General features: G+C 73.6%; 18 protein-coding genes and 1 pseudogene. 13 read left to right on the top strand and 6 right to left on the bottom strand.

Going from position 1 to position 21386, the window contains the following annotated elements; translation table 11 throughout:
• Positions 1 to 49: 49 nt before the first annotated feature.
• Positions 50 to 384: pseudogene (locus ABZW17_RS24265) on the top strand (integrase core domain-containing protein); the annotation flags it as partial.
• A gap of 39 nt (positions 385 to 423) precedes the next feature.
• On the opposite strand, the gene ABZW17_RS24260 reads toward ABZW17_RS24265, so the two are convergent.
• The 4 genes from ABZW17_RS24260 to ABZW17_RS24245 form a co-directional block, all read right to left on the bottom strand.
• The gene (locus tag ABZW17_RS24260) at positions 424 to 1287 is read right to left on the bottom strand and encodes a helix-turn-helix transcriptional regulator (RefSeq protein WP_354818298.1); all 864 of its coding nucleotides are present in this window, start codon (positions 1285 to 1287) and stop codon (positions 424 to 426) included.
• 139 nt (positions 1288 to 1426) lie between these two features.
• Positions 1427 to 2440 carry a TIR domain-containing protein gene (locus tag ABZW17_RS24255; RefSeq protein WP_354818295.1) on the bottom strand — a complete coding sequence of 338 codons (1014 nt, stop codon included), beginning with the start codon at positions 2438 to 2440 and terminating at the stop codon, positions 1427 to 1429.
• Positions 2441 to 2573: 133 nt separating this feature from the next.
• Positions 2574 to 2924 carry a UBP-type zinc finger domain-containing protein gene (locus ABZW17_RS24250; RefSeq protein ID WP_354818292.1) on the bottom strand — a complete coding sequence of 117 codons (351 nt, stop codon included), beginning with the start codon at positions 2922 to 2924 and terminating at the stop codon, positions 2574 to 2576.
• A 46-nt stretch (positions 2925 to 2970) separates the two neighbouring features.
• On the bottom strand, positions 2971 to 3966 hold the full coding sequence (locus ABZW17_RS24245) for a LysR family transcriptional regulator (RefSeq protein ID WP_354818289.1): 996 nt from the start codon (positions 3964 to 3966) through the stop codon (positions 2971 to 2973).
• Between the two features lie 141 nt (positions 3967 to 4107).
• Between ABZW17_RS24245 and ABZW17_RS24240 the strand changes: the two genes are divergently transcribed.
• On the top strand, positions 4108 to 4905 hold the full coding sequence (locus ABZW17_RS24240) for an alpha/beta fold hydrolase (RefSeq protein ID WP_354818286.1): 798 nt from the start codon (positions 4108 to 4110) through the stop codon (positions 4903 to 4905).
• Position 4906: 1 nt separating this feature from the next.
• Entirely contained in the window at positions 4907 to 5701 is a 795-nt protein-coding gene (locus ABZW17_RS24235) for an SDR family oxidoreductase (protein ID WP_354818283.1), read from the top strand.
• A gap of 70 nt (positions 5702 to 5771) precedes the next feature.
• On the opposite strand, the gene ABZW17_RS24230 is transcribed toward ABZW17_RS24235, so the two are convergent.
• A complete protein-coding gene (locus tag ABZW17_RS24230) occupies positions 5772 to 6467 on the bottom strand; it encodes an SDR family NAD(P)-dependent oxidoreductase (RefSeq protein WP_354818280.1) in 696 nt (231 codons plus the stop codon).
• 65 nt (positions 6468 to 6532) lie between these two features.
• On the opposite strand from ABZW17_RS24230, the gene ABZW17_RS24225 reads away from it, so the two are divergent.
• The 7 genes from ABZW17_RS24225 (at position 6533) to ABZW17_RS24195 (ending at position 14680) form a co-directional block, all read left to right on the top strand.
• Complete coding sequence (locus ABZW17_RS24225; protein WP_354818277.1) at positions 6533 to 6976, top strand: MarR family transcriptional regulator; 444 nt, start codon at positions 6533 to 6535, stop codon at positions 6974 to 6976.
• Positions 6977 to 7026: 50 nt separating this feature from the next.
• Complete coding sequence (locus ABZW17_RS24220; protein WP_354818274.1) at positions 7027 to 10131, top strand: BTAD domain-containing putative transcriptional regulator; 3105 nt, start codon at positions 7027 to 7029, stop codon at positions 10129 to 10131.
• 101 nt (positions 10132 to 10232) lie between these two features.
• A complete protein-coding gene (locus tag ABZW17_RS24215; RefSeq protein ID WP_354818271.1) occupies positions 10233 to 11159 on the top strand; it encodes a 3-oxoacyl-[acyl-carrier-protein] synthase III C-terminal domain-containing protein in 927 nt (308 codons plus the stop codon).
• 10 nt (positions 11160 to 11169) lie between these two features.
• Positions 11170 to 12465: a diaminopimelate decarboxylase gene (gene lysA / locus ABZW17_RS24210; RefSeq protein WP_354818268.1), complete on the top strand. Its 1296-nt coding sequence runs from the start codon at positions 11170 to 11172 to the stop codon at positions 12463 to 12465.
• Between the two features lie 3 nt (positions 12466 to 12468).
• A complete protein-coding gene (locus ABZW17_RS24205) occupies positions 12469 to 13266 on the top strand; it encodes a hypothetical protein (protein WP_354818265.1) in 798 nt (265 codons plus the stop codon).
• A 52-nt stretch (positions 13267 to 13318) separates the two neighbouring features.
• Positions 13319 to 13963, top strand: a complete 645-nt coding sequence (locus ABZW17_RS24200) for a response regulator transcription factor (protein ID WP_354818262.1) — start codon at positions 13319 to 13321, stop codon at positions 13961 to 13963.
• 9 nt (positions 13964 to 13972) lie between these two features.
• Positions 13973 to 14680 (top strand): MBL fold metallo-hydrolase, encoded by a 708-nt coding sequence (locus ABZW17_RS24195; protein ID WP_354818259.1) that lies wholly within the window; start codon positions 13973 to 13975, stop codon positions 14678 to 14680.
• Positions 14681 to 14792: 112 nt separating this feature from the next.
• Here ABZW17_RS24195 and ABZW17_RS24190 read toward each other — a convergent pair whose 3' ends face one another.
• Positions 14793 to 16079: a sensor domain-containing protein gene (locus tag ABZW17_RS24190; RefSeq protein WP_354818256.1), complete on the bottom strand. Its 1287-nt coding sequence runs from the start codon at positions 16077 to 16079 to the stop codon at positions 14793 to 14795.
• A gap of 142 nt (positions 16080 to 16221) precedes the next feature.
• On the opposite strand from ABZW17_RS24190, the gene ABZW17_RS24185 reads away from it, so the two are divergent.
• From ABZW17_RS24185 to ABZW17_RS24175, 3 genes are all read left to right on the top strand, one after another.
• Positions 16222 to 17016, top strand: a complete 795-nt coding sequence (locus tag ABZW17_RS24185; RefSeq protein WP_354818253.1) for an ABC transporter ATP-binding protein — start codon at positions 16222 to 16224, stop codon at positions 17014 to 17016.
• On the top strand, positions 17016 to 19586 hold the full coding sequence (locus ABZW17_RS24180) for an FtsX-like permease family protein (RefSeq protein ID WP_354818250.1): 2571 nt from the start codon (positions 17016 to 17018) through the stop codon (positions 19584 to 19586). The genes ABZW17_RS24185 and ABZW17_RS24180 overlap by 1 nt, the downstream gene beginning before the upstream one ends.
• A 107-nt stretch (positions 19587 to 19693) precedes the next feature.
• Positions 19694 to 21370: an NAD(P)/FAD-dependent oxidoreductase gene (locus ABZW17_RS24175; protein WP_354818247.1), complete on the top strand. Its 1677-nt coding sequence runs from the start codon at positions 19694 to 19696 to the stop codon at positions 21368 to 21370.
• The last annotated feature ends 16 nt before the right edge of the window (positions 21371 to 21386 follow it).

The raw sequence follows: 21386 nt of genomic DNA, 5'->3' as shown, positions 1-21386 counted from the left end.
TGTGATGTCCGGGGACACGACCATCCCGGATCGCGCCGACGAAACCGCCGCCACCGCTGTCCTGCATCGGGTGGTGGCCTGGTTCGCCGCCCGCGTTGTCACCGTCGAACGAGTGCTTTCCGACAACGGCTCGGCCTACCGCTCGCACGCCTGGCGCGGCACCTGCGCCGAACTGGGATCGTCCCGAAACGGACCCGGCCCTACCGGCCGCAGACCAACGGCAGGATCGGCCGCTTCCACCGCACCCTGGCCGACGGGTGGGCCTACGCCCGCTTCTACCCGTCGGAGACCCTGCGGCGGGCGGCGCTACCGGGCTGGCTGCACCTCTACAATCAGCACCGACCCCACAGCTCAACCGGCGGCAAGCCGCCGCTCACCCGGCTGATCCGGCGGCGCGTCCGGCGAGGCCCGACCGCTGAACCGCTACCAGGTCACGGCGTCGATCCCCACCAGCAGCGGCTGGTCGGACTCGCTCCAGAACTGGATCCCGATCGTCGTCACCCGGTCCACCTCGGGCACCGTCCAGCTGAACGGTGCCCAGCCCGCGTGGTCGGGCAGCGGGGTTTCGGTCTGCTGGTCGCCCGCCGACTGGTTCTCCACCGACCAGTGGTTCTTCCCGCGGGAATCGTGCACCAGGAAGCTGATCCCGCCGCGTTCCGGGCCCGGTACCCAGATGGCCGCGTGCACCTGCGTGCCCGGGCGGATCGAGCCGACGTCGTGGGAGATGCCGACCGCCGAATAGCCCTTGGCCGCCGAGGCGCCGGTCACCGTCACCAGCAGTGAGTGCTCGCCTTCCGCCGCGAGGCTCGACGTCGTCTCCACGTGGGCGACCTGGGCGCCGTAGAGGATCCACCAGCGGACCGCGTCGGTTTCGAACCCCATGCGCGCCGCCGGGGCCGGCCGCGAGGCCGGCCAGCCGATGGCGATCGCCGCCAGGGCGACGACGACGCCGGAGACGGCGAGCAGGCGCCGCCGCGGGCGGGGGCGCTCAGCCGGGGCACGCGGGGCGAGCAGCGCGGTCGACGCCCGGGCCGCCCGTTCGGCAAGCGCTCTCGCACGCAGGTCGCGCAGGGATCCGTCGTCGATCCCCAGGACCCTTTCCAGCGCGGCGACGAGGTCGTCCGGCGGGATCCGGCGGCCGTGTTCGTAGTCGACGAGCGTGCCGTGCCCGGCCAGCCCGACCTGCCGGGCCACGGCCCGCAGGGAAAGCCCGCGCGCCATCCGCGCCTCCCGGATCCGGGCGCCGAGCACCTGGGCGGATTCGCTGTGCACACCGGGGATCGCCACCGTGGCCCGGACCTCCCTGTCGGATCACGGGGGAGAATTTTATCCGGGGTGCCGCGGGCCTGTCACGCCGTCGGGCCGGCTCGCCCACGACCGGGGCAGCCGGTTCCGCCGTTCGCCGCGGAGCCGGTGGGCCGCCGGCTCAGGGTCGCCCGGGCGGCCGCGGCAGGGAGCGGGGCGGGAGGTGCGGGACCGCGCCGAGGGCGGGCCGCACGTACCGCGGCTGCCCGGTCAGCGTGCGCAGCAGGTCTTCGGCACCGGCGTCGGACAGTTCCGTGAGGTGGTAGTGGTCGGCGCAGTAGGGCTGGAGGAACAGCGGGATGTCGTCGACCGAACGGCCGGGCAGCACCACCGGCAGCAGCTTCGCCGTCCACGCGTGCCGGTCCCGGTGCAGCAGGTCGCGGAGGGTGGCCGACTCCGCCTGCGTGCCCCGGTTTTCGTTCGTCTTCACGAGACCGTCGCCGACGCGCCGGTAGGCGGGCGAGGCGATGATCAGCACGAAGGCGGCCCCCGAAATCAGGCTCGTCGCCCACGCCTGCCAGTCCTGGCGACCGGCGCCGGTCCACTGGTCCAGGTCGACGTCGATCCCGTTGCGCACCAGCAGTTCCGCCAATGTCCGGACGGCTTCCTTGTGGCCGTCGTCGTCGTGGGAGTAGGAGATGAACACCTTCGGGCCGGACACCGGTGCCCGGCACACCACCCGGATTTCCCGCGGCCCGCCGTCCGGGCGGAGCACGATTTCGCCGCCGTGTGCGGCTTGGGCGAGGCGGGCCGCCACCTCGGCCGGTGCGGCGGGGTCCGGGCCGGGCGGCACCGTGCCGTGCAGCACGAGGCCCGTCGCCGTGACTTCGGCCCGCTCCAGCGAAAACAGCCGGCTCGCGACGCCGGCCGGAAGGACGCCGGCCCCGAGGTGCCGCAGGACCGTCGCGGTGATCGCCCCGAACACGGCGGCGCGGTCCACCTTCCCCGTGCCACTGCGGATTTCGTGCGCGGCAGCGCTTCCGGCGTGGAAATCGAGCGAATCCTGCAGCGTCACCAGCAGTTCCGCCTCGGCCACCCCGAGCGCGGCGGCGAGTTCGGCCGCGAGCGCGGTGTCGAGGGTGACCCGGTCGCTCGCCGCCGAGGCGAGCCGAGCCAGCCAGTCGTCGAGCGTCACGGCGGACATTCAACCGCATCCGGCCGCCTTGTCGTAGCCGGCCAGGGAAACGGCACCGGGGACGGACAGGCCGGCTTCGGTGAGGGCGTTCAGCACCTCCATCACGACGATGTCGGCGCCGGCGCCTGACCCCTCACCGGTGCAGGTGCCGGTCCCAGTCCTCGGGGACGCGCCCGGCCGGCCCCGGCGCGGTCTGGGTGAGCGGCCGGTGGGCGGGCTCGGCGAGCGCCGGGCCGGACTCGAACATCGCCTGCTCCTCGTAGTCCCAGAACCACTCCTCGCCGGGCTCGAAGCTGCGCACGAACCGGTGACCGGTGGCCGCGGCGTGCGCGCTGGCGTGCTGCCCGGGTGAGGAGTCGCAGCACCCGATGTGCCCGCAGCCGGCGCAGCGCCGCAGGTGGAACCACCAGCCCTGCGGGTCCGCGGCGTCGCAGTCCGCACAGCCCGTGCCACTGGGCGGCACCGACGGGTCGACTCCCTGCATGCGCACTCCTCTGCTCGTTCCTCGCGGCCATGCCTCCAGCGAAAGGCTACGGCCCGGCGTCGTCCGGTGCAGCGGCGGCGGACCACCCGGTCGTGAGGTCCTCGGGCGGGGCCCACAGCGGTGCGCTGCCGGTGCGGTCGGGGTGCAGCCAGTGGTGGCGGGTGGCGGTTTCGTGCGCGAGGTCGAGGAAGGCCTGGACGGGTTCCGGTTGCTCGCCGTCGCGCCAGGCCAGGGACCAGGGGTAGACCGGCTGCAGTTCGCGGGGCCGGTGGGCCGGGATGCCCGCGGCCGCGTACCGGCGGGCGTAGCTGTCGAACTCCAGCAGGTACGCGCGGCCCGGCGCGCGGGTGAGCGCCGCGCGGCAGGTGTCGAACGTGCCCGGGTTGCCCAGCCAGTTCAGGCCGAGGCCGGTGTGCCGCTCCAGGGAGCTGAGGTACCGGCCGTGCACGTTGTACAGCGCCGTGCCGGGGGCGTCCGCGAAGACCTCCAGGGGACGCTCGTGCACCGACGCCGCCGCCCGGTGGGGGTCGCCGGGCCTGCCGACCAGCCAGAACGGTTCCAGCCGCAGCAACGCGTGCTGCCACCCGGCCGGGTGGGCGGTCCGCATCGCCCCGGTCACCCGGATGATCGCCACGTCCAGGTGGTCCTCGAGCAGCGCGGTGAGCTGACGGCCGCTGTCCATCTGGCTCTGCACGAGCCGGACGCCGGGGTGCGCGGCGAGGAACGCGTCGGCGACCACGCGGCTGGTGTCCAGCTCGAAGATGTGGGCGATCCGGAGGTGGTGCGGCGCCGGCTCGCGCAGCATCCGGTCCGCGGTGGCCAGCAGCTGCCGGGCGAGCTGCAGGAACCGGTCGCCGCGCGGGGTCAGGGCGACGTGGCGGCTGTCGCGCACCAGCAGGGGCCCGCCGACGTCGGCTTCGAGCTTGCGGATCTGCTTGGACAGCGTCGGCTGGCTGATGAACAGCTTGGCGGCGGCCCGCCCGAAGTGCAGCTCGTCGGCGACGGTGACGAAGTACCGCACCAGCCGGAGGTCGAGGTCCATGCGGGCCTTCCCGCGCGCAGGGGTGGAGCCGGGCACCGACGATGCCACCACGGCTATCGATGCGCGCGCAACAGGTCTTGGACGCCGGGCCCGCGCATCGGGTTGGCTTCGGGGGAACCCCCCCCGAGCACTGGAGGACCGATGACCCCCGTCGTGTTCGTCCACGGGCTGTGGCTGCACGCCACCTCGTGGAACGCCTGGATCGAGCACTTCCGCGCGGCCGGGTACGACCCGGTCGCGCCCGGCTGGCCGCACGAGCCCGAGACCGTCGAGCTGGCCAGGGCGCACCCCGACGCCGACGCCGTCGCCGACGTCGGCATCGACGACGCCACCGGCCACTTCGCCTCGGTCATCGAAGGACTCGGGCGGCCGCCGGTGATCATCGGCCACTCCTTCGGCGGCCTGATCACCGAGAAGCTGCTGGGGCAGGGGATCGGCCTGGCCGGCGTCGCCATCGACCCCGCCCAGATCAAGGGCGTCCTGCCGCTGCCGCTGGCCCAGCTGCGCGCCGGCCTGCCCGCGCTGGGCAACCCGGCGAACCGCCACCGGTCGGTGTCGCTGACGGAGAAGGAGTTCCGGTTCGGCTTCGGCAACGCGCTGAGCGACGAGGAGTCGGCGGAGCTGCACCGGCGCTGGACGATCCCGTCCCCGGCCCGCCCGCTGTTCCAGGCCGCGGCGGCCAACTTCGTGCTGCACTCGGAGGCGCAGGTGGACACCCACCGCGCGGACCGCGGCCCGCTGCTGCTGATCTCCGGGACCGCCGACCACACCGTCCCGGACGTGGTCACCCGCTCGACGTTCAAGCAGTACCGGGACTCCACCGCGGTGACCGAGCTGAAGCAGTTCGAGGGCCGCGGCCACTCGCTGACCATCGACCACGGCTGGCGCGACGTCGCCGACGCGGTGCTCGGCTGGCTGCACGAGCAGGGGATCCGCTGACGTGGACCTCGGCCTGGACGGCGCCGTCGCCGTCGTCACCGGAGCCGGCCGGGGCATCGGCCTGGCCGTCACCGAAGCCCTGATCGCCGAAGGCGCGCACGTCGTGGCCGGCGCGCGCGTCCCCGGCCCGGCCCTCGAAGCCCTGGTGCGGGCCGGGAAGGCGCACGCGCTGGCCGTCGACCTCGGCACCCCCGACGGCCCGGGCCGGCTCGCCGAACTGGCCCTGGCCGAGCGGGGGCGGATCGACGTCCTGGTCAACAACGTCGGCGCCGTGACGCCGCGGCCGAACGGCTTCCTGCTGGTCACCGACGACGACTGGGCCCGCTCGGTGACGCTGAACCTGCTGAGCGCGGTCCGCGCCACACGCGCGGTGCTGCCGACGATGGTGACCGCGGGCCGGGGGAGCATCGTCACCATCGCCTCGGTCAACGCGCACCTGCCCGACCCCGGCGTCATCGACTACAGCGCGGCGAAGGCGGCGCTGGTCAACTTCACGAAGTCGGTGTCGAAGGAGTTCGGGCCCCGCGGCATCCGCGCCAACGCGATCAGCCCGGGCCCGGTCGCGACGGACCTGTGGCTCGGCGCCGGCGGCGTGGCGGAAACCCTGGCCGCCGCGACCGGCGCGGATCCGGAGGCCGTCGCCGGCGAAGCCGCCGCCCACGCGGTGACCGGCCGCTTCACCCGGCCGGCGGAGGTGGCGAACCTGGTGGCGTTCCTGGCGAGCGACCGGGTGGCCGGCAACCTCACGGGGGCCACGCTCACCGTCGACGGCGGTTTCAGCACCGAGACGCACTGAAGTCGTCCCCGGATTCGGGGGCCGCGACGGCGGTCGGGAATCCTCGTCGCGACCGGGGTGATGGGGTTTGTCAAGCGGGAAGCACTGGGCCGCCGACGCTGAGCGTGGCCGCCTGAACGACGTCGAGGGCCGCTTCCGCGGGGGAGCGGTCGTCGGCGTCGTCGCCGCGCTCCGGGTGCGTGGCGACCGAGCCGGGATCGACTCCGGTCACTGCGATGCCGCTTTCGCGCAGTTCGGCGGCGAGCGCCGTGGTGAGCGCGTCGAGGGCGTACTTCGCCAGTGAGTGGCCGGGTGCCCGGACGCCGCCGGTCCCGGCGGTGAGCTGCCCGGCGGCCGCGCTGGAGACGTTGACGATCCGCGCGGTGGGCGCGGCCCGCAGCAGCGGCAGGCACGCCTGCACCAGCGCCAGCGGGCCTACGACGTCGACGTCGTAGGCGGCGCGGACCTCGGCGAGGTCGGCGTCGAGCAGGGACAGCGCGGTGAAGTCCGGCATGGTCGAGGCGTTGTTCACGAGCACGTCGAGCCGGCCGAAGCGGGTGCGCAGGAACCCGGCGCACGCCTCGATGTCCGCCGAAGAGGTGACGTCGAGCCGGATGGCGTCGGCGGGGAGTCCTTCGCCGGCGAGCTGAGCGGCCAGCGCCCGGGTCCGGCCGAGGTCGCGCCCGGCGAGGACGACGTGGTGGCCGCGGGTGGCGAAGGCGCGGGCGACGGCGAATCCGAGACCCTGCGGGCGGCTCGCTCCGGTGATGAGGGCGATTTCGTTCATGACTCCTACTGTAGGGGATCCCCACGATTGTGCCAACCCACTGTTGGTGACCTAGGATCACCGGCATGGCCACCTCGTCGCCCGACCGTCCCCGCGCGCTCCTGCGCTGGCCCACCTACCTGATGGGGCAGCTGCACCGCAGCGGCGTCGGCCGGATCGACGCCGCGCTGGCCGGGTCCGGGGTGGCCCTGCGCGAGTTCTACGTGCTGGTCTGCATCGGCGAAGCCGGCCCGCTGTCCCAGCAGCGCGTCGCCGACCGGCTCGGCCTGGACCGCAGCGACCTGGTCAAGGTGCTCGACCGCCTCGAAGCCGCCGGCTGGGTGCGGCGCGAGCGGGACACCGAAGACCGCCGCCGGCACCTGCTCACCCTGACCGAAGCCGGGCGGGCCACGGTCGGGCGGGTCGAGGAGGTCTCGAGCGCGGTCACCGGTGAGCTGCTCGGCCGGCTGAGCCCGGGGGAGCAGGAGACGTTGCACCGGCTGCTGCTCAAGGCGATCGGCGAGGGCTGACGCCGCGAAGAACGCCAGCGGAGGCGCTCCGGCGCTGGCAGAATCGAAGGGTGGGCACAGGCAGGGGAGGCCATCCGCACACCGAGCCCGGCGACCCGGCGGGGGAGCCGTTCGCGGCGCTGCTGCGCCGCCGACGGGCCGAACTCGGCCTCACGCAGGCCGAACTCGCGCGGCGGGCGGGGGTCAGCGTGCGTGCCGTGCGCTACCTCGAACAGGGCCGCATCCGGACCCCGCGGACGGCGTCGGTCCGCCAGCTGGTCGCCGCCCTCGAACCGGAGCCGGGGGAGCCGGACTGGGCCACCACGCGGGTCGGCGTCCTCGGCCCGCTGCTCGTCGAAACTCGCGGGGAACAGCAGCACCTCGGCGACACCCGGTGGGCGCGCCTGCTCGGGCTGCTCGCCCTGCAGCCGAACCGGCCGGTCGGCGTGGACGACATCGTCGAGGCCCTCTGGGGCAGCCGGCCGCCGCGGTCGCACCTGGACCTGATCGGCAGCTCGGTGCGCCGGTTGCGCGCACTGCTGCACCCGCAGCTGCGGCTGGCGGCCACCGGGCACGGCGGCTACCGGCTCGAAGGCGCGCCGGAGCAGCTCGACGTCCTGCGGTTCGACGCGCTCGTCGAGGAAGCCAGGGCGACCGGCGACCGCGAGCGCGCCTTCCACGCCCTCCGCGAGGCGATGGCCTGCTGGCGCGGCCCGGTGCTCGCCGGGCACGGCGCGCTGCACCACCACGCCGGCGTGGCCGCCCTCTCACGCAGGCGGCTCTCCGCCGCTCTCGCCTTCGCCGACGCGGGGATCACCCTCGGCCGGCACGAAGAGGTCGTCGCGCAGCTGGAGAACGTGCGCGACGACGAGCCGATGCACGAGGGCCTGCACGCGCGGCTCATGGTCGCGCTCGCCGGCAGCGGCCGGCAGGCCGACGCGCTCGCGCTGTTCGACGACCTGCACCGGCGGCTGGCCACCGAGCTCGGCATCGAGCCCGGGCCCGAGGTCCGCGCGGCCCAGCTGCACGTCCTGCGCCAGGAGGTGCCCGCCGCGGCGCAGCCCTTCGGCAGCAGCAACTACCTCCCGCGCGACGTCGACCACTTCGTCGGCCGCGCGGCCGAAACCGTCCGGCTGACCGACGCCGCCGGCCGGAGCGCGGTGTACGGGATCTGCGGGATGGCCGGGGTCGGCAAGACCGCGCTGGCCGTCCACCTCGGCCACCGGTTCGCCGACCGGTTCCCGGACGGGCAGCTGTTCGCCGACCTGCACGCCCACGGCGCGGAGGGCCCGCTGGCCCCGGCGGCCGCGCTCGACTCGCTGCTGCGCCAGCTCGGCGTCGACGGTGCCCGGATCCCCGAACGGCTCGACCAGCGCGCCGCGCTCTGGCGGTCGCTGCTGGTCGGCCGCAACGCCCTGGTGGTGCTCGACGACGCGGCCGACGCCGCCCAGGTCCGCCCGCTGCTGCCCGGCGGCCCCGGCTCGCTCGTGCTGATCACCAGCCGGACCCGGCTGACGAGTATCGACACCGTCACCACGCTGTCGCTGGACGTCCTCGCGCCGGCCGAAGCCGCGCAGCTGCTCACCCGGGTCGCCGGTCCGGACCGCACCACCGGCCGGGACCGCGCGGTCGGCGAGATCGCCGTCCTGTGCGGGCACCTGCCGCTCGCGCTGCGCATCGCCGCCGCCCGGCTGCGCGACCGTCCGCAGTGGACAGTCGGGCACCTGGCCGGCCTGCTGCGCGACGAACACCGGCGGCTGGCCGAGCTGAGCACCGGCGACCGCGGCGTCGGCGCGGCGTTCACCCTGTCCTACCGCCAGCTCACCGAGCCGCAGCAACGGCTGTTCCGGCTGCTCGGCGAGTTCCCGGGCACCGACGTCGACGTCCTGGCCGCCGCGGCGATCGCCGGGGGCGACCCGCGCGGCACCGAGCGGCTGCTCGAAGACCTCGTCGACGTGCACCTGCTCGCGCAGCCCGCGCTCGGGCGCTACCGCTTCCACGACCTGATCCGCGACCACGCCCGCGCCACCGGCCGGGCCGGCGCCGCCGCGCCCCGGGAAGCGGCGGCGGACCGGATGTTCGACTACTACCTGCACGTCGCCGGGCAGGCCGCGGACGTGCTGGAGCCGACGAGGAAGCGGTTTCCGCCGGCCGGGTCACCCCCGGCGGCGCCCCCGCGGTTCGGCACCGAAGCCGAGGCGCTCGCCTGGCTGGAGGCCGAGCGGGCGAACCTGGCCGCCGTCGCCGCGGCGGCCGCGGACCGGGACCGCCCGCACCACTGCTGGCAGCTGGTCCAGACCCTGTGGCGGTTCTACTTCGTCCGCGGGCACGTCGACGACTGGCTCCGGACCCACCGGCTCGCCCTGCGGGTCGTCCGGGCGCTGGCGGACCCGGTGGCGGAGGCGGAGATCCGCAAGAACCTGGGCCTCGGCCACTGGCGCAGCGGCGACTTCGCCGAGGCGGCCGGCCAGCACCACCGCGCCCTCGCCCTCGACCGCGCGAACGACGACGGGTGGGGCCAGGCCAAGACCCACAACCACCTCGGGTTCATCCACGCCCGCGGCGGCAGCCACGAAGAAGCGCTCGAACACCACCGCCGCGCGGTCGAGCTGTACCGCGCGGCGGGGGACCCCTGCGGCGAAGCCCGGGCCCTGGTCGGCCTCGGCGACCTGCACTACCACGCCGGCCGCCGGGCCGAGAGCGCCGCGGACTTCCAGCGCGCCCTCGACCTGGCCCACCGGGTCGGCGACCGCTGGGGCGAGGCGCTCGCCGCCATCGGGCTGGGGTTTTCCAGCGCACCCCGGCACGCCCGCCGGCACCTCGAACGCGGCCTGGCGTACGCCCGCGCGGCGGGCGACCGCTGGGGCGAAAGCATGGCCCTGACCGGCCTCGGCATGGTCCGCCACGCCGACGGCGACCTGACGGAGGCGGCGAACTGCCTGCGCCAGGCCGTCACCCTGGCCCAGGAAGCCGGCGACCGCTGGTGGGAACGCATGGCCACCACGGCACTGGGCCGGGTGCACACCGCCCTCGGCCACCACGAGGAAGCCGTGGTCCACCACGGAAGGGCCGTGAAACTGGCGCGCGACCTCGAAGACGAGGCCGCCGAAGCCGAGGCGTTGGCCGCGCTGGCGGAGTCGTCGGTCCCCGGCCGCCGGGTCGACGCCGAGGTCTGAGGTCCGAGCAGCGGGTCAGCAGGTCGTCAGTGCGCCGTCAGCGTTCGCCGCAATCCTTGCCGGGCAAGCACGATCGGCAGGACCGGGAGGGTGACGGCACGATGACTTCGCTGGTGGCGGTGTCCGCCTACGTGCCGACGACGGTCTCGATCGAGTCGCTGCAGGACGAGCTGGGGCTGTCGGCCACGCAGCTGCGGCGCTTCCGCCGGATGTACGGCCTCGCCGACGTCTGCCGCTCGAGCGAGTCCGAGGCGGACATGCTCCTGGGTGCGGTCAGCAAGCTCGACTTCCTGGCCGGCCAGGAAGAACGCGTCCGGTACGTCGTGCGCGCCAAGACGATGCCGGCCGCCAGCCCGTACCCCGTCAACCCGATGCTCGGGGTGCGGGAGGCGCTCGGCCTGACCCACGCGACGATGTTCACCGTCACCGATCACGCCTGCGCCTCCGGGCTGCTCGCGGTCGACCTGTGCGGCACCCTGCTGGCCGCCGACGGCGATCCCGACGCGCTCGCGCTCGTCCTCACCGGCGAGAAGGCGTTCACCCACTCCGCGCAGGTCATCCCGGACACCGCGATCATGGGCGAGGCGACGGCGGCGGTCCTCGTCGGACCGGGCGACGGGCAGGACGCGATGCTCGGCTACGCCACCACCACCCTCGGCGGCCCGGGCGGCGAAGTCATCCTCGACGACGAGCAGGCCGCGGAGTTCCGGCGGATCTACCCCGGCGCCGTCGCCGACGTCGCGCGCGAGGCCGTCGCGGCGGCCGGGCTGACCGTCGAGGACATCGCGATGGTGCTGCCGCACAACGTCAACAAGATCTCGTGGGTGCGCGCGAGCGGGGCGCTGGGCATCCCGCGCAGCCGGATCTTCCTCGACAACGTCGGAACGACCGGGCACAGCTTCTGCGCCGACCCGTTCCTCAACTACCACACCGCGAACGGCCTCGGCCTGCTGGCGCCCGGGTCCTGCTACTTGATGATCTCGGTCGGCCTCGGGTCGACCTTTTCCGCCATGGTCTTCCGGAAATGAGGAGCGCTTCATGAGTGTCGAGTTCGAGATCCAGGGTATCGGCATCACCGAACTCGCGGAGCGTTACGGCACACCGCTGTTCGTCTACGACGGCGACGAGCTGGGCGGCCGGCTGACCGCGCTGCGCGAGCGGCTGCACCCGCGGCTGGAGATCTTCTACTCCCTCAAGTCCAACCCGAACATCTCGGTCTGCGGCCTGCTGCACGCCCACGGCGCGCGGGCCGAGGTCTCGTCGATGGCCGAGCTGATCACCGCCCGCCGGGCCGGGGTCGCCGGCCAGGACATCATCTTCCTCGGCCCCGGCAAGAGCGCCGCGGAACTGGCCGCCTGCCTCGACGAAGGCGTCTACACCGTGGTCTGCGAATCGTTCGGTGAGCTCCGGCTGCTCGACGACCTCGCGCGGGAGCGGGGGATCGAAGCGCGGGTCGCGCTGCGTGTGAACCCGAGCTTCGCGGTCAAGGGTTCGGGACTCACCATGGGCGGCAAGCCACGCCAGTTCGGCATCGACGAAGAGCAGCTGCTCGCCTCGGCCGGGCTCGCGGAGCAGCACCCGAACCTGCGGCTGATGGGCGTGCAGGTCTACATGGGAACGCGGATCCTCGACGAGGAGCCGATCGTCGAGAACACGCGGCGGATCTTCGAGCTCGCCGAGCGGGTTTCGCGGCAGATCGGGTTCCCCCTCGAAATGGTCGACGTCGGCGGCGGGCTCGGGGTCGCGTACTTCGACGGCGAACGGGACCTCGACCGCGATCGGCTGGCGTCGATGCTGAACCCGGTGATCGACGAGTTCGCCCAGCGGCACCCGGACACCCGGCTGGTGATGGAGCTCGGCCGGTACCTGGCCGCCACGTCCGGGACCTACGTCGTGCGCGTCCGGTACACCAAGACCTCGATGGGGCAGAACTTCGCCGTCGCCGACGGCGGGACCAACCACCACATGGCGGCCGTCGGCATCGGCTCCTACGTCAAGCGCGACTTCCCGATCCGGCTGCTCAACCGGATCGACGAGCCCGCCACCGAAACCTGGCAGATCACCGGCCCGCTGTGCACGCCCAACGACGTGCTCGCCAAGAAGGCCGCCCTGCCGCCGGTGCGCAGCGGCGACCTCATCGGCGTCACCCGGTCGGGCGCCTACGGCCCGACGGCGTCCCCGGTGCTGTTCCTGAGCCACGGCTACCCGGCCGAGGTGCTGGTCTACGGCGGGCGCGCGCACCTGGTCAGCGAGCGCGACGAGCCGGCGGACCTGCTGCGCCGCCAGCACCTGCACGAGTTCGCCCCGCTGGCCGCCGCGGGCGCGGAGCGCTAGGCGATGTACCGCGCCGCCGCACCGGTCCTGTCCGCCACGCCGCCGGTGGGCCTGCAGCCGTTCCCGCTGCCCCTGGCGTGGGCGGCCCGCCGCGAGTTCGGGCCCGGCGACCGGGAGATCGACGTCCCCGAACTGCACCACTACTTCGCCGACCTCAGCCGCGGGCACGAGATCGGCTTCCGCCCCAGCCGGGTGACGCGGGCCCGGGGCAACCCCTTCCTCGCGATGGCGCGCGAACTGCTCGCCGGGCGGCTGTCCGGCGAGCGGATCGACCTGGCGATCGTGGCGCACGCGGCGCCCGAGTTCGACCCGCGGCTGTCGGCCCCGGTGAACCTCACGGCCGTGCTCCCCGGCGGGCCGCTGGTGTTCGCCGTGTCGGGGCAGGGCGGCCTGGCGCCGTTCAGCGCCCTGCGCGTCGCGGCGGCCTACGTGCGGCGACACGGGTTCCGGCGGGTGCTGGTGCTGATCATGGACCAGGGCGGCACGCCCTACGACCTCCCGGAACGCATCGGCGACGCGGCGGCGGCGCTGCTCTTCGAGCCCGGCGGCGGCCGCACGGTCCGCGCCGGCGTCGTGCCGGGCGTGCCGGCCGCGGCCGTGGCCGGGTTCCGGCAGCCGGGCGCCGCCTTCGTCGGGCGCGGGCTCGCCCGCACGGACGCGTGGCCGGGCGCGGGCGTCGCGCCGGCGGAGTACCCGTGCACGGGCCTGTGGGCGCCGCTCGCGGACGGCACCGCGGGCCCGGTCGTGCTGGCCGACCACGACCCGCACCACCGCGCGCTCGGCGTCTGCGTGGTGGCCTGAACCCGCCCCTATGATGGGGTCGTCAACGGGCTCGACAGCGGGGGACGGACAAGTGCGCGTGGTCATCGGCGAGGACCAGTTCCTGCTCCGGGACGGGCTGGTGCGGCTGCTCGAGGCCCACGAATTCGAGGTCAGCGCGGCGGTGGACAACGGGCCGGACCTGCTGGAGGCGATGCTGCGCGAACGGCCGGACATCGCGATCGTGGACATCCGCCTGCCGCCGTCGTTCACCGACGAGGGCCTGCGCGCGGCGATCGAAGCCCGCCGCCGCATGCAGGGTTTCCCGGTGCTGGTCCTTTCGCAGTACGTGGAACGGTTGTACGCCGACGAGCTCCTCGCGGACGGCGAGGGTTCGGTGGGCTACCTCCTGAAGGACCGCGTCTTCCACGGCGACCAGTTCGTCGACGCGGTCCGCCAGGTGGCGGCGGGCGGCACGGTGATGGACCCGGACGTGGTGACCCGCCTCCTGACCCACAACACCCGCGACGACCGCCTGGAGCGCCTGACGGCTCGTGAACGCGAAGTGCTGAAGCTGATGGCCGAGGGGCGGTCCAACAGCAACATCGCGGGGGTGCTGGTGGTGTCGGAGAAGGCGGTTTCGAAGCACATCAACAACATTCTGGCGAAACTGAACCTGCCGCAGTCGGAAGACGCGAACCGGCGTGTGCTGGCGGTGCTGGCCTACCTCAAGCACTAGAGTCGTCGCATGCTGAACGAGGTGGCCGACGGCGTTTGGGTCCGGCAGAGCGAATGGGTCTGGAGCAACAGCATCGTCGTACGCGGGGACGCCGGGCTTATTCTCGTCGACCCCGGCATCACCGGTGCCGAGCTCGGCGAACTCGCCGACGACGTCGCCGGCCTCGGGATTCCGGTGGTCGCCGGGTTCGCCACCCACCCGCACTTCGACCACCTGCTCTGGCACCCCCGCTTCGGCGACGTCCCGCGTTACGCCACCGCCGCCTGCGCGGCCATCGCCACCGAAGCGCGGGAACGCGCGCAGGCGATGGCGAAGGAAACCGCGCCGGACATCCCCCTGGACGTGGTCGCGCGCGTCACGCCACTGCCCGGCGACGGCGGACCGCTCCCCGGCGAGCTCATCGAGCACGACGCCCACGCCCTCGGCCACGCGGCCCTGCTCCTCGCCGACCGAGGCGTCCTGCTCGTCGGCGACATGCTTTCCGACGTCCTGATCCCGCTGCTCGACCCCCGCCGCGACGGCCAGGAAGACGCCTATCCGGCCGCGCTCGACCGGCTCGAAGAGGCTGCGCGGCAGGTCGACGTCCTCATCCCCGGCCATGGCGCCGTCGCCAGGGGCCCCGAGGTGGCGGCCCGCTTCGCCACCGACCGGGCCTACCTCGAGGCTCTCCGGCGCGGTGAGGAACCGGAGGACGGGCGCTGGGGGAAACGCCGCTAGCCGGTGGTGCAGCCGGCCCGGTAACGCGGCCCGGCGCTGGGCCGCGGGTGGGTGGAAACGTGCGCAGGCCCATCCCTCGGCCAACTCGGGACAACGTCCCCGGACACCACAGCTAGCCCAGCGCTTCGAGGGCGCAGGGGATCTCGATCGTCACCATCGTCGGCCCGCCCAGCGGGCTGAGGATCGTGATGAACCCGTCGAGCGGCGCCAGGCGCTTCTCGATGCCGCGCAGGCCCGTTCCGTTTTCGGTGTTCGCGCCGCCGCAGCCGGTGTCGCTGATGTTGATCACCAGCCGGCCGAACTCGTAGTGGACGTTGATCTCGCCCGTCTGCGCGCCCGAGTGCTTCACCGCGTTGGTCAGCACCTCGGACACCGAAAAGTACGCCGCCGTCTCGACCGCCAGCGACGGGCGGCCGGGCAGGTCGATCGTGGTCGTGATCTGCAGCGGGTTTTCCAGCGCCAGCGTGCGGATCGCGTCGGCGATGCCGCGGTCGACCAGCACCGGGGGCTGGATGCCGCGGACGAGGTCGCGCAGCTGCTGCAACGCCTTCGCCGAACTGTTCTTCGCTTCGTCCATCAAGGACCGTGCCGCTTCGGGGTGGGAATCCAGCACGCGCATCGCGGCATCGAGCGTCATCCCCATCGCCACGAGGTGGGTCTGCGCGCCGTCGTGCAGGTCGCGCTCGATGCGGCGCAGCTCGCTCGCCTGGGAACCCACCGCGTCGTCGCGGCTTTCCGACAGGTGCTGCACGCGGTTCGTCAGCCGGGTCACCTCGGTCGGCGAAAGCAGCGTCGCCGCCAGCTTCGCGTGCAGCCGCAGCAGGTGGGGTGCGCTCCACAGCGCGAGCGGGAAGTGCGCCAGGCCGAGGATGGCCGCGAACCAGGCCGTCGGCTGGTCGTCCACCGGGAGCACGACGTACCAGCTGCCCAGCCAGTCGGCCGCCTCGGAACCGACCAGGAACGGCATCGCGAGCCCGCGCAGGCCGTGCAGGACCAGCAGCAGCGGCGTGAGCGTGAGCAGGATGCCGAGGGAGCTGTCCACCACCAGCCACAGCACGTCGCGCCAGTTCGCGCGGTCGCCGAGCAGGTGGTGGCAGCGGCGCAGCGGCGTGCTGCCGCCCGCCGGCTCCGGCAGGTACGGCTCCGGGATCCGCACGCCCGACCACGCCGCGGCCGACGCGCGCACGCCGTTGGTCAGGGCCCGCATCAGCAGCACGGCCGGGGGCAGCACGAAGAGCCCGACGCCCACGCCGAGCAGCGAACCGGCGGTCACCACGACGACGAACACGAGGAGTTCGGTCACCGCCAACACGGCGAGCGCGCTGCCTCGCACTGTCGCCAGGCCGCCGTCGCGCAGCAGTGACCGCGTCATCGTGGCGACCGGGCTTCCGCTAGTCATGGCGCCCATTATGCGCAGGTCGGCCCGGTCTCCGCGGTAGTGCTAACCCCCGCATAAGTCCGCTCCCTAGCACCCTCGGAAACCGGCGCGCGGCTTCGTAACGTGGTCGCCGTAAAGAAACGCGAAGCCAGGGGAGCCGCAGATGTACCAGCAAGGCGACACGGTCGAAGTCGTGCGGCTGCTGTCCGTACGCAAGGCGTACGGCAAGGACCGCGCCCAGGTCCTCGCCCTCGACAACGTGACGGCGGGCTTCGCCGGCGGCACGTTCACCGCCGTGATGGGGCCGTCGGGGTCGGGCAAGAGCACGCTGCTGCACTGCGCGGCCGGCCTGGACAAGCCGACGTCCGGCACGGTCACCCTCGGCGGCACGGACCTCAGCGTGATGCGCGAGGTCGAGCTGACCAAGCTGCGGCGCGACCGGATCGGGTTCGTGTTCCAGGCCTTCAACCTGCTGCCGGCGCTCGACGTCGAGCAGAACGTGACGCTGCCGTTGCGGCTGGCGGGACGGCGGGCCGACCCGGCCCTCGTGCGCCGCGTCATCGAGCAGGTCGGGCTCGGCAAGCGGCGCCACCACCGGCCCTCGGAACTGTCCGGCGGGCAGCAGCAGCGGGTGGCGATCGCGCGGGCGCTGGTCACCCACCCCGAGGTCATCTTCGCCGACGAGCCGACCGGCGCCCTGGACACCCGGTCCGCGCAGGAAGTCCTTACCCTGCTGCGGGAAGCGAAGCACGTGTCCCGGCAGACCATCGTGATGGTCACCCACGACCCGGTCGCCGCCTCGTACGCCGACCGCGTGCTGTTCCTCGCCGACGGCCGCGTCGTCGACGAGCTGCGGCAGCCGAACCCCGACGAGGTGGCCCGCCGGATGACCGCCCTGGTCGCCCGGACCGAACAACGGTCCCCGGAGGGACCCTGGCTGAGTGAGCTGACGCGCTGATGCTGGCACTCGTCCTGCGCACCCTGCGCTACCGCACCGGTGGTTTCATCGCCACCCTCGTCTCGGTGTTCGTCGGCACCGCCGTCATGCTCGCCTGCGGCGGCCTGATGGAAACCGGCATCCGGACCGTGATCCCGCCGCAGCGGCTGGCCGCCGCGCCGATCGTGGTGGCGGGCAACCAGTCCTACGACCTGCCGACGGTCGGCCACGGCGAAGACGCCGACCACGAGACCGCGACGCTGTCCGAGCGCGTCCGGCTCGACGAGGGCCTGGCGAACACGATCGGCGGGATCCCCGGTGTCGCCCACGTGGTCCCGGACGTCTCCTTCCACGCCGACGTGCTCGCCGACACCGGTGGCTCGTCCGTGCCCGGTACGCAGGCCGGCCACAGCTGGGTTTCCGCGGAGCTGGCGCCCTACCGGCTGACCGACGGCGTGGCCCCGATCCGCGAGGGCGAGGTCGTGCTCGACTCCGCCACCGCGGGCCGGATCGGCGCGCACGCCGGCAGCAAGGTCGACGTCGCCGTCCGCGGTGGCGTCCACTCCTACCAGGTCACCGGCATCGCCGACGCCGGCCGCCGGATGGCGGGCGACGCGGTGTTCTTCTCACCCGCGGAAGCCGGCGGGCTGCGGCCCGCGGCCGGGCGGGTCGACGCCTTCGGGGTGCAGCTCGCGCCCGGCGCCGACGTCAACGCCGTCAGCGCGCAGATCGCGACCGCGGTGCACGACCAGCACGCGGTGACCCTGACCGGCGACGCCCGTGGCTCGGCCGAGTTCGCCAGGGCGGCCGGCGACGGCGAGCTGCTGATCATCCTCGCGGCCGTGTTCGGCGGCCTCGCGGCGCAGGTCGCGATGTTCGTCGTCGCGAGCACGCTGACGCTTTCGGTGCAGCAGCGCCGCCGCGAGGTGGCCATGCTGCGGGCGATCGGCGCGACCCCGCGCCAGCTGAGCCGGATGATCACCGGCGAGTCGATGATCATCGGCACGCTCGGCACCGCGCTGGCGATCTTCCCGGGCATGCTGCTCGGCGACTGGCTCTTCGGCCGGCTGACCGGGTTCGGCGTGATCCAGCCGGTGCTCAAGTTCGAGCAGGGCTTCTACCCGGTCGTCGCCGCCGCGGTCGTCGGCCTGAGCTCGGCGTGGGGCGCCGCGTTCGTCGCCGCCCGGTACGCGGGCCGCACCCGGCCCGTGGAAGCCATGCGGGAGACGGCGATCCCCACGCGCTGGCTGACCCCGACGCGGCTGTGGCTCGGCGTGTCGAGCCTGATCGGCGCGGTGGCGCTGGCCTACCTGACGATCACGGTGGTCGACGGCCCGCTCGCGGCGAGCACGGCCGGCCCGGCCGTCACGCTGGTGGCGACCGCGGTGGCGTTGTTCGCGCCCGGCCTGACCAAGCTCCTGGTCGGGCTGGTGCGCCGGCCGATCGACGCGCTCGGCGGCCTGCCCGGCTACCTGGCCTCGCTGAACGCGCGCGCCCGCTGGATGCCGATGGCCGGCGCGGTCACGCCGATCATGCTCGCCACCGGCCTGGCGATCTTCATGCTGTACTTCCAGACCACCGAGGTGGCGGTCGCGGAGAAGCAGTACTCCGACTCGCTGCTCGCCGACGCCGTGGTGACGTCCGCGACCGGCGACCTGCCCCCGGACCTGCTCGCCAAGGTGCAGCAGGCCCCCGGGGTCGGCGGCGCCACGGCCTTCGTGACCAGCAAGGGGTACAACGAAAAGCCGTCGGACTCGACGCAGGACGAGGACGGCGTGGACCTCACCGGGGTCACCGCCGACGGCATCGCGCCGGCCTGGGGGAGCATCGTCGCCACCGGGAAGCTCGACGACCTGCACGGCAACACGATCGCCCTGCCGTCGGACCTCGCGCAGCGGCTCGGGGTCGGGGTCGGCGCCAAGATCGTGATGCGGCTGGGCGACGGCTCGCTGGCCACTCTGGACGTCGTCGCGACGCTGCGGACCACGGCGGCCTCGGCGTCCGCGCTGATGCCGGCCGACACCCTGGCCCCGCACACGGCCGCCGGCTCGGCCGACCGGATCCTCGTCATGGCGAAACCCGGGACCGCCGAAGCCGACCTGCTCACCGCGTTGCGCAGCCAGGTCGGGGGAACGGACGGCGTGCAGGTGGCCGGCCGGGAGGCGCTCACCAAGGCGTTCGTCGCGGAGGTCCAGGCCAATGCCTGGGTCAACTACCTGATCGTCGGGCTCCTGCTCGTGTACGCCGCCATTTCCATGGTGAACACGCTGGTGATGGCGACGGCGGACCGGCGGCGGGAGTTCGGGCTGCAGCGGCTCATCGGGTCGACCCGCGGGCAGGTGATGCGGATGATGGCCGTGGAAGCGGGGATCGTGGCCGCCATCGGGGTTTTCCTCGGCACGCTGGTCGCCGCGTCGATGCTGGTGCCCTTCAGCGCGGCGGTCTCGGACAGCCCCTTCCCGTCCGGTCCTTTGTGGATATATCTTGTGATACTCGGGCTGGCCGTCGTGCTGACGGTGGTGGCCACCTGTGCGCCGACGTGGTTCACGTTGCGCACCAGGCCGTCGCCTTCGACGCTCGCCCCTGAATAAGGTGACCTCGGGCGGGCCGGGGACCCCAGTGAGGCGCTGACGAACTCTCCCCCAGATTGTCAGCGCGCGGTCAGCCCGAGGTCACCGCTCCGGCATAGCGTCGGGGCGTGGACACAGAAGAGACGGCCGCCGGTCGCTGGGACGCCATCGTGGTCGGATCCGGCATCGGCGGCCTCGTGTGTGCCGGATACCTGGTGGCCGGCGGGATGCGGGTGCTCGTGCTCGAACAGCACGACGTCGCGGGCGGCAACAGCCACGTGTTCCGGCGGCGGCGGGCCTACCAGTTCGACGTCGGGGTGCACTACCTCGGCGACTGCGGACCGGACGGCCTCCTGCCGCGGGTGCTCACCGGGCTCGGCCTCGGCGACCGCGTGCGCTTCCACCCGATGGACCCCGACGGCTTCGACCGGATCGTGCTGCCGAGCGTCACGGTGGACGTGCCGGCCGGCTGGGACCGCTACGCCGACCGGCTGCGGGCCGCGCTGCCCGCGGAGGCCGAGGGCATCACCCGCTACATCGGCATCTGCTCGGCGATCGCGCAGGCGTGCCGCCAGTCCGCCTTCGCGGCGGGCCCGGCGGCGAAGGTGCCGGCCGTGATGCTGCGCTGGGGCCGCCGGACGCTGGCGCAGCTGTTCGACCACTGCGGCCTCTCGGCCCGGGCGCGCACCGTGCTGGCCGCCCAGTCCGGCAACTACGGCTCGGCCCCGGCGAGCACGCTCGTCATCGCGCACACCATGATGCTCGACGACTACCTCCGCGGCGCCTACTACCCGGAGGGCGGCGGGCAGGTGATCGCCGCGTCGTTTGTCGAGCTGCTGGAGTCGCACGGCGGCACCCTGCTCACCCGCACGCGGGTCGACCGGATCCTGATCGAGGACGGCAAGGCGGCCGGCGTCCGGCTGACCGACGGCACGGTCCACCGCGCGCCGGTGGTCGTGTCCAATGCGGACTACTGCCGCACGGTGCTGGAACTGTGCGGTGGCCGGGAAAACCTGCCCGACCCCGTGGTGTCCCGCGCCGAGACGGCGACGATGCGCCTGCCGCTGGCGGTCTGCTACGTCGCCCTCGACAAGGAACTCGACGTGCCCAGCGCGAACATCTGGTACTGGCCGGACGAAGACGTCGACGCCGCCTACGCGAAGGTGGAGTCGGGCAGCCTCGACGAACTGCCGTTCGCGTTCCTGTCCTTCGCTTCGCTGAAAGACCCGGTGCCGGGCGCGGCGTGCCCGCCGGGGCACACGAACTTCCAGATCATGACCGCCTGCCCGCCGGGGTACGCGCCCTGGGGACTCGCCGACGGTCCCGCGCACGGGGCCCGGTACCGGCGCGAACCGGCCTACGTCGGCGCCAAGGACCGGCTGACCGAGCAGCTGCTGGACCTGGCCGAGGCGGCGATCGGGCCGTTCCGCGCGAACGTGGTGCACGCCGAAACGTCGACGCCGCTGACCCAGGAGCGCTACACGCTTTCGACCGGGGGCACGGCCTACGGCCTGCAGACGTGGGGCCGCGTCGGGCAACGACCCGATATCGGTTCGGGCGTCGAAGGTCTCTACCTGACCGGCCAGAGCATCCTGCACGGGGGCGGCATCGTCGGCTGCGCCACCGGGGGAGCGCTCTGCGCGTCGACGATCCTCGGCCGGCCGGTCCTCGCGGACGGCCCGCTGGGGAACCCCGAGCTCCTCCCGGACCGCGAACCGGGCTGGGACCCGCTGCGCACCTCCCGCGGCCTGCGGCGGCGCGAGGCGCGTGGCCTCGCCCTGCTGGACCGGGTCGTCGCGGGCTAGGGAAGCGAACCGAAGA

The sequence above is a fragment of the Amycolatopsis sp. NPDC004625 genome, assembly GCF_040609695.1.
In the GTDB taxonomy this organism is placed as follows: Bacteria; Actinomycetota; Actinomycetes; order Mycobacteriales; family Pseudonocardiaceae; genus Amycolatopsis.
The sequence above is the reverse complement of the archived record's forward strand: the minus strand, read 5'-3'. Positions and strand labels throughout refer to the sequence as shown.

What these genes read in the sequence shown, in the direction of transcription:
- ABZW17_RS24250 (WP_354818292.1), bottom strand. Translation starts at nt 2,924, where the DNA reads ATGCAGGGAGTCGACCCGTCGGTGCCGCCCAGTGGCACGGGCTGTGCG.
- ABZW17_RS24195 (WP_354818259.1), top strand. Translation starts at nt 13,973, where the DNA reads ATGCTGAACGAGGTGGCCGACGGCGTTTGGGTCCGGCAGAGCGAATGG.
- ABZW17_RS24205 (WP_354818265.1), top strand. Translation starts at nt 12,469, where the DNA reads ATGTACCGCGCCGCCGCACCGGTCCTGTCCGCCACGCCGCCGGTGGGC.
- ABZW17_RS24215 (WP_354818271.1), top strand. Translation starts at nt 10,233, where the DNA reads ATGACTTCGCTGGTGGCGGTGTCCGCCTACGTGCCGACGACGGTCTCG.
- ABZW17_RS24240 (WP_354818286.1), top strand. Translation starts at nt 4,108, where the DNA reads ATGACCCCCGTCGTGTTCGTCCACGGGCTGTGGCTGCACGCCACCTCG.
- lysA (WP_354818268.1), top strand. Translation starts at nt 11,170, where the DNA reads ATGAGTGTCGAGTTCGAGATCCAGGGTATCGGCATCACCGAACTCGCG.
- ABZW17_RS24190 (WP_354818256.1), bottom strand. Translation starts at nt 16,079, where the DNA reads ATGACTAGCGGAAGCCCGGTCGCCACGATGACGCGGTCACTGCTGCGC.
- ABZW17_RS24225 (WP_354818277.1), top strand. Translation starts at nt 6,533, where the DNA reads ATGGCCACCTCGTCGCCCGACCGTCCCCGCGCGCTCCTGCGCTGGCCC.
- ABZW17_RS24245 (WP_354818289.1), bottom strand. Translation starts at nt 3,966, where the DNA reads ATGGACCTCGACCTCCGGCTGGTGCGGTACTTCGTCACCGTCGCCGAC.
- ABZW17_RS24180 (WP_354818250.1), top strand. Translation starts at nt 17,016, where the DNA reads ATGCTGGCACTCGTCCTGCGCACCCTGCGCTACCGCACCGGTGGTTTC.
- ABZW17_RS24230 (WP_354818280.1), bottom strand. Translation starts at nt 6,467, where the DNA reads ATGAACGAAATCGCCCTCATCACCGGAGCGAGCCGCCCGCAGGGTCTC.
- ABZW17_RS24185 (WP_354818253.1), top strand. Translation starts at nt 16,222, where the DNA reads ATGTACCAGCAAGGCGACACGGTCGAAGTCGTGCGGCTGCTGTCCGTA.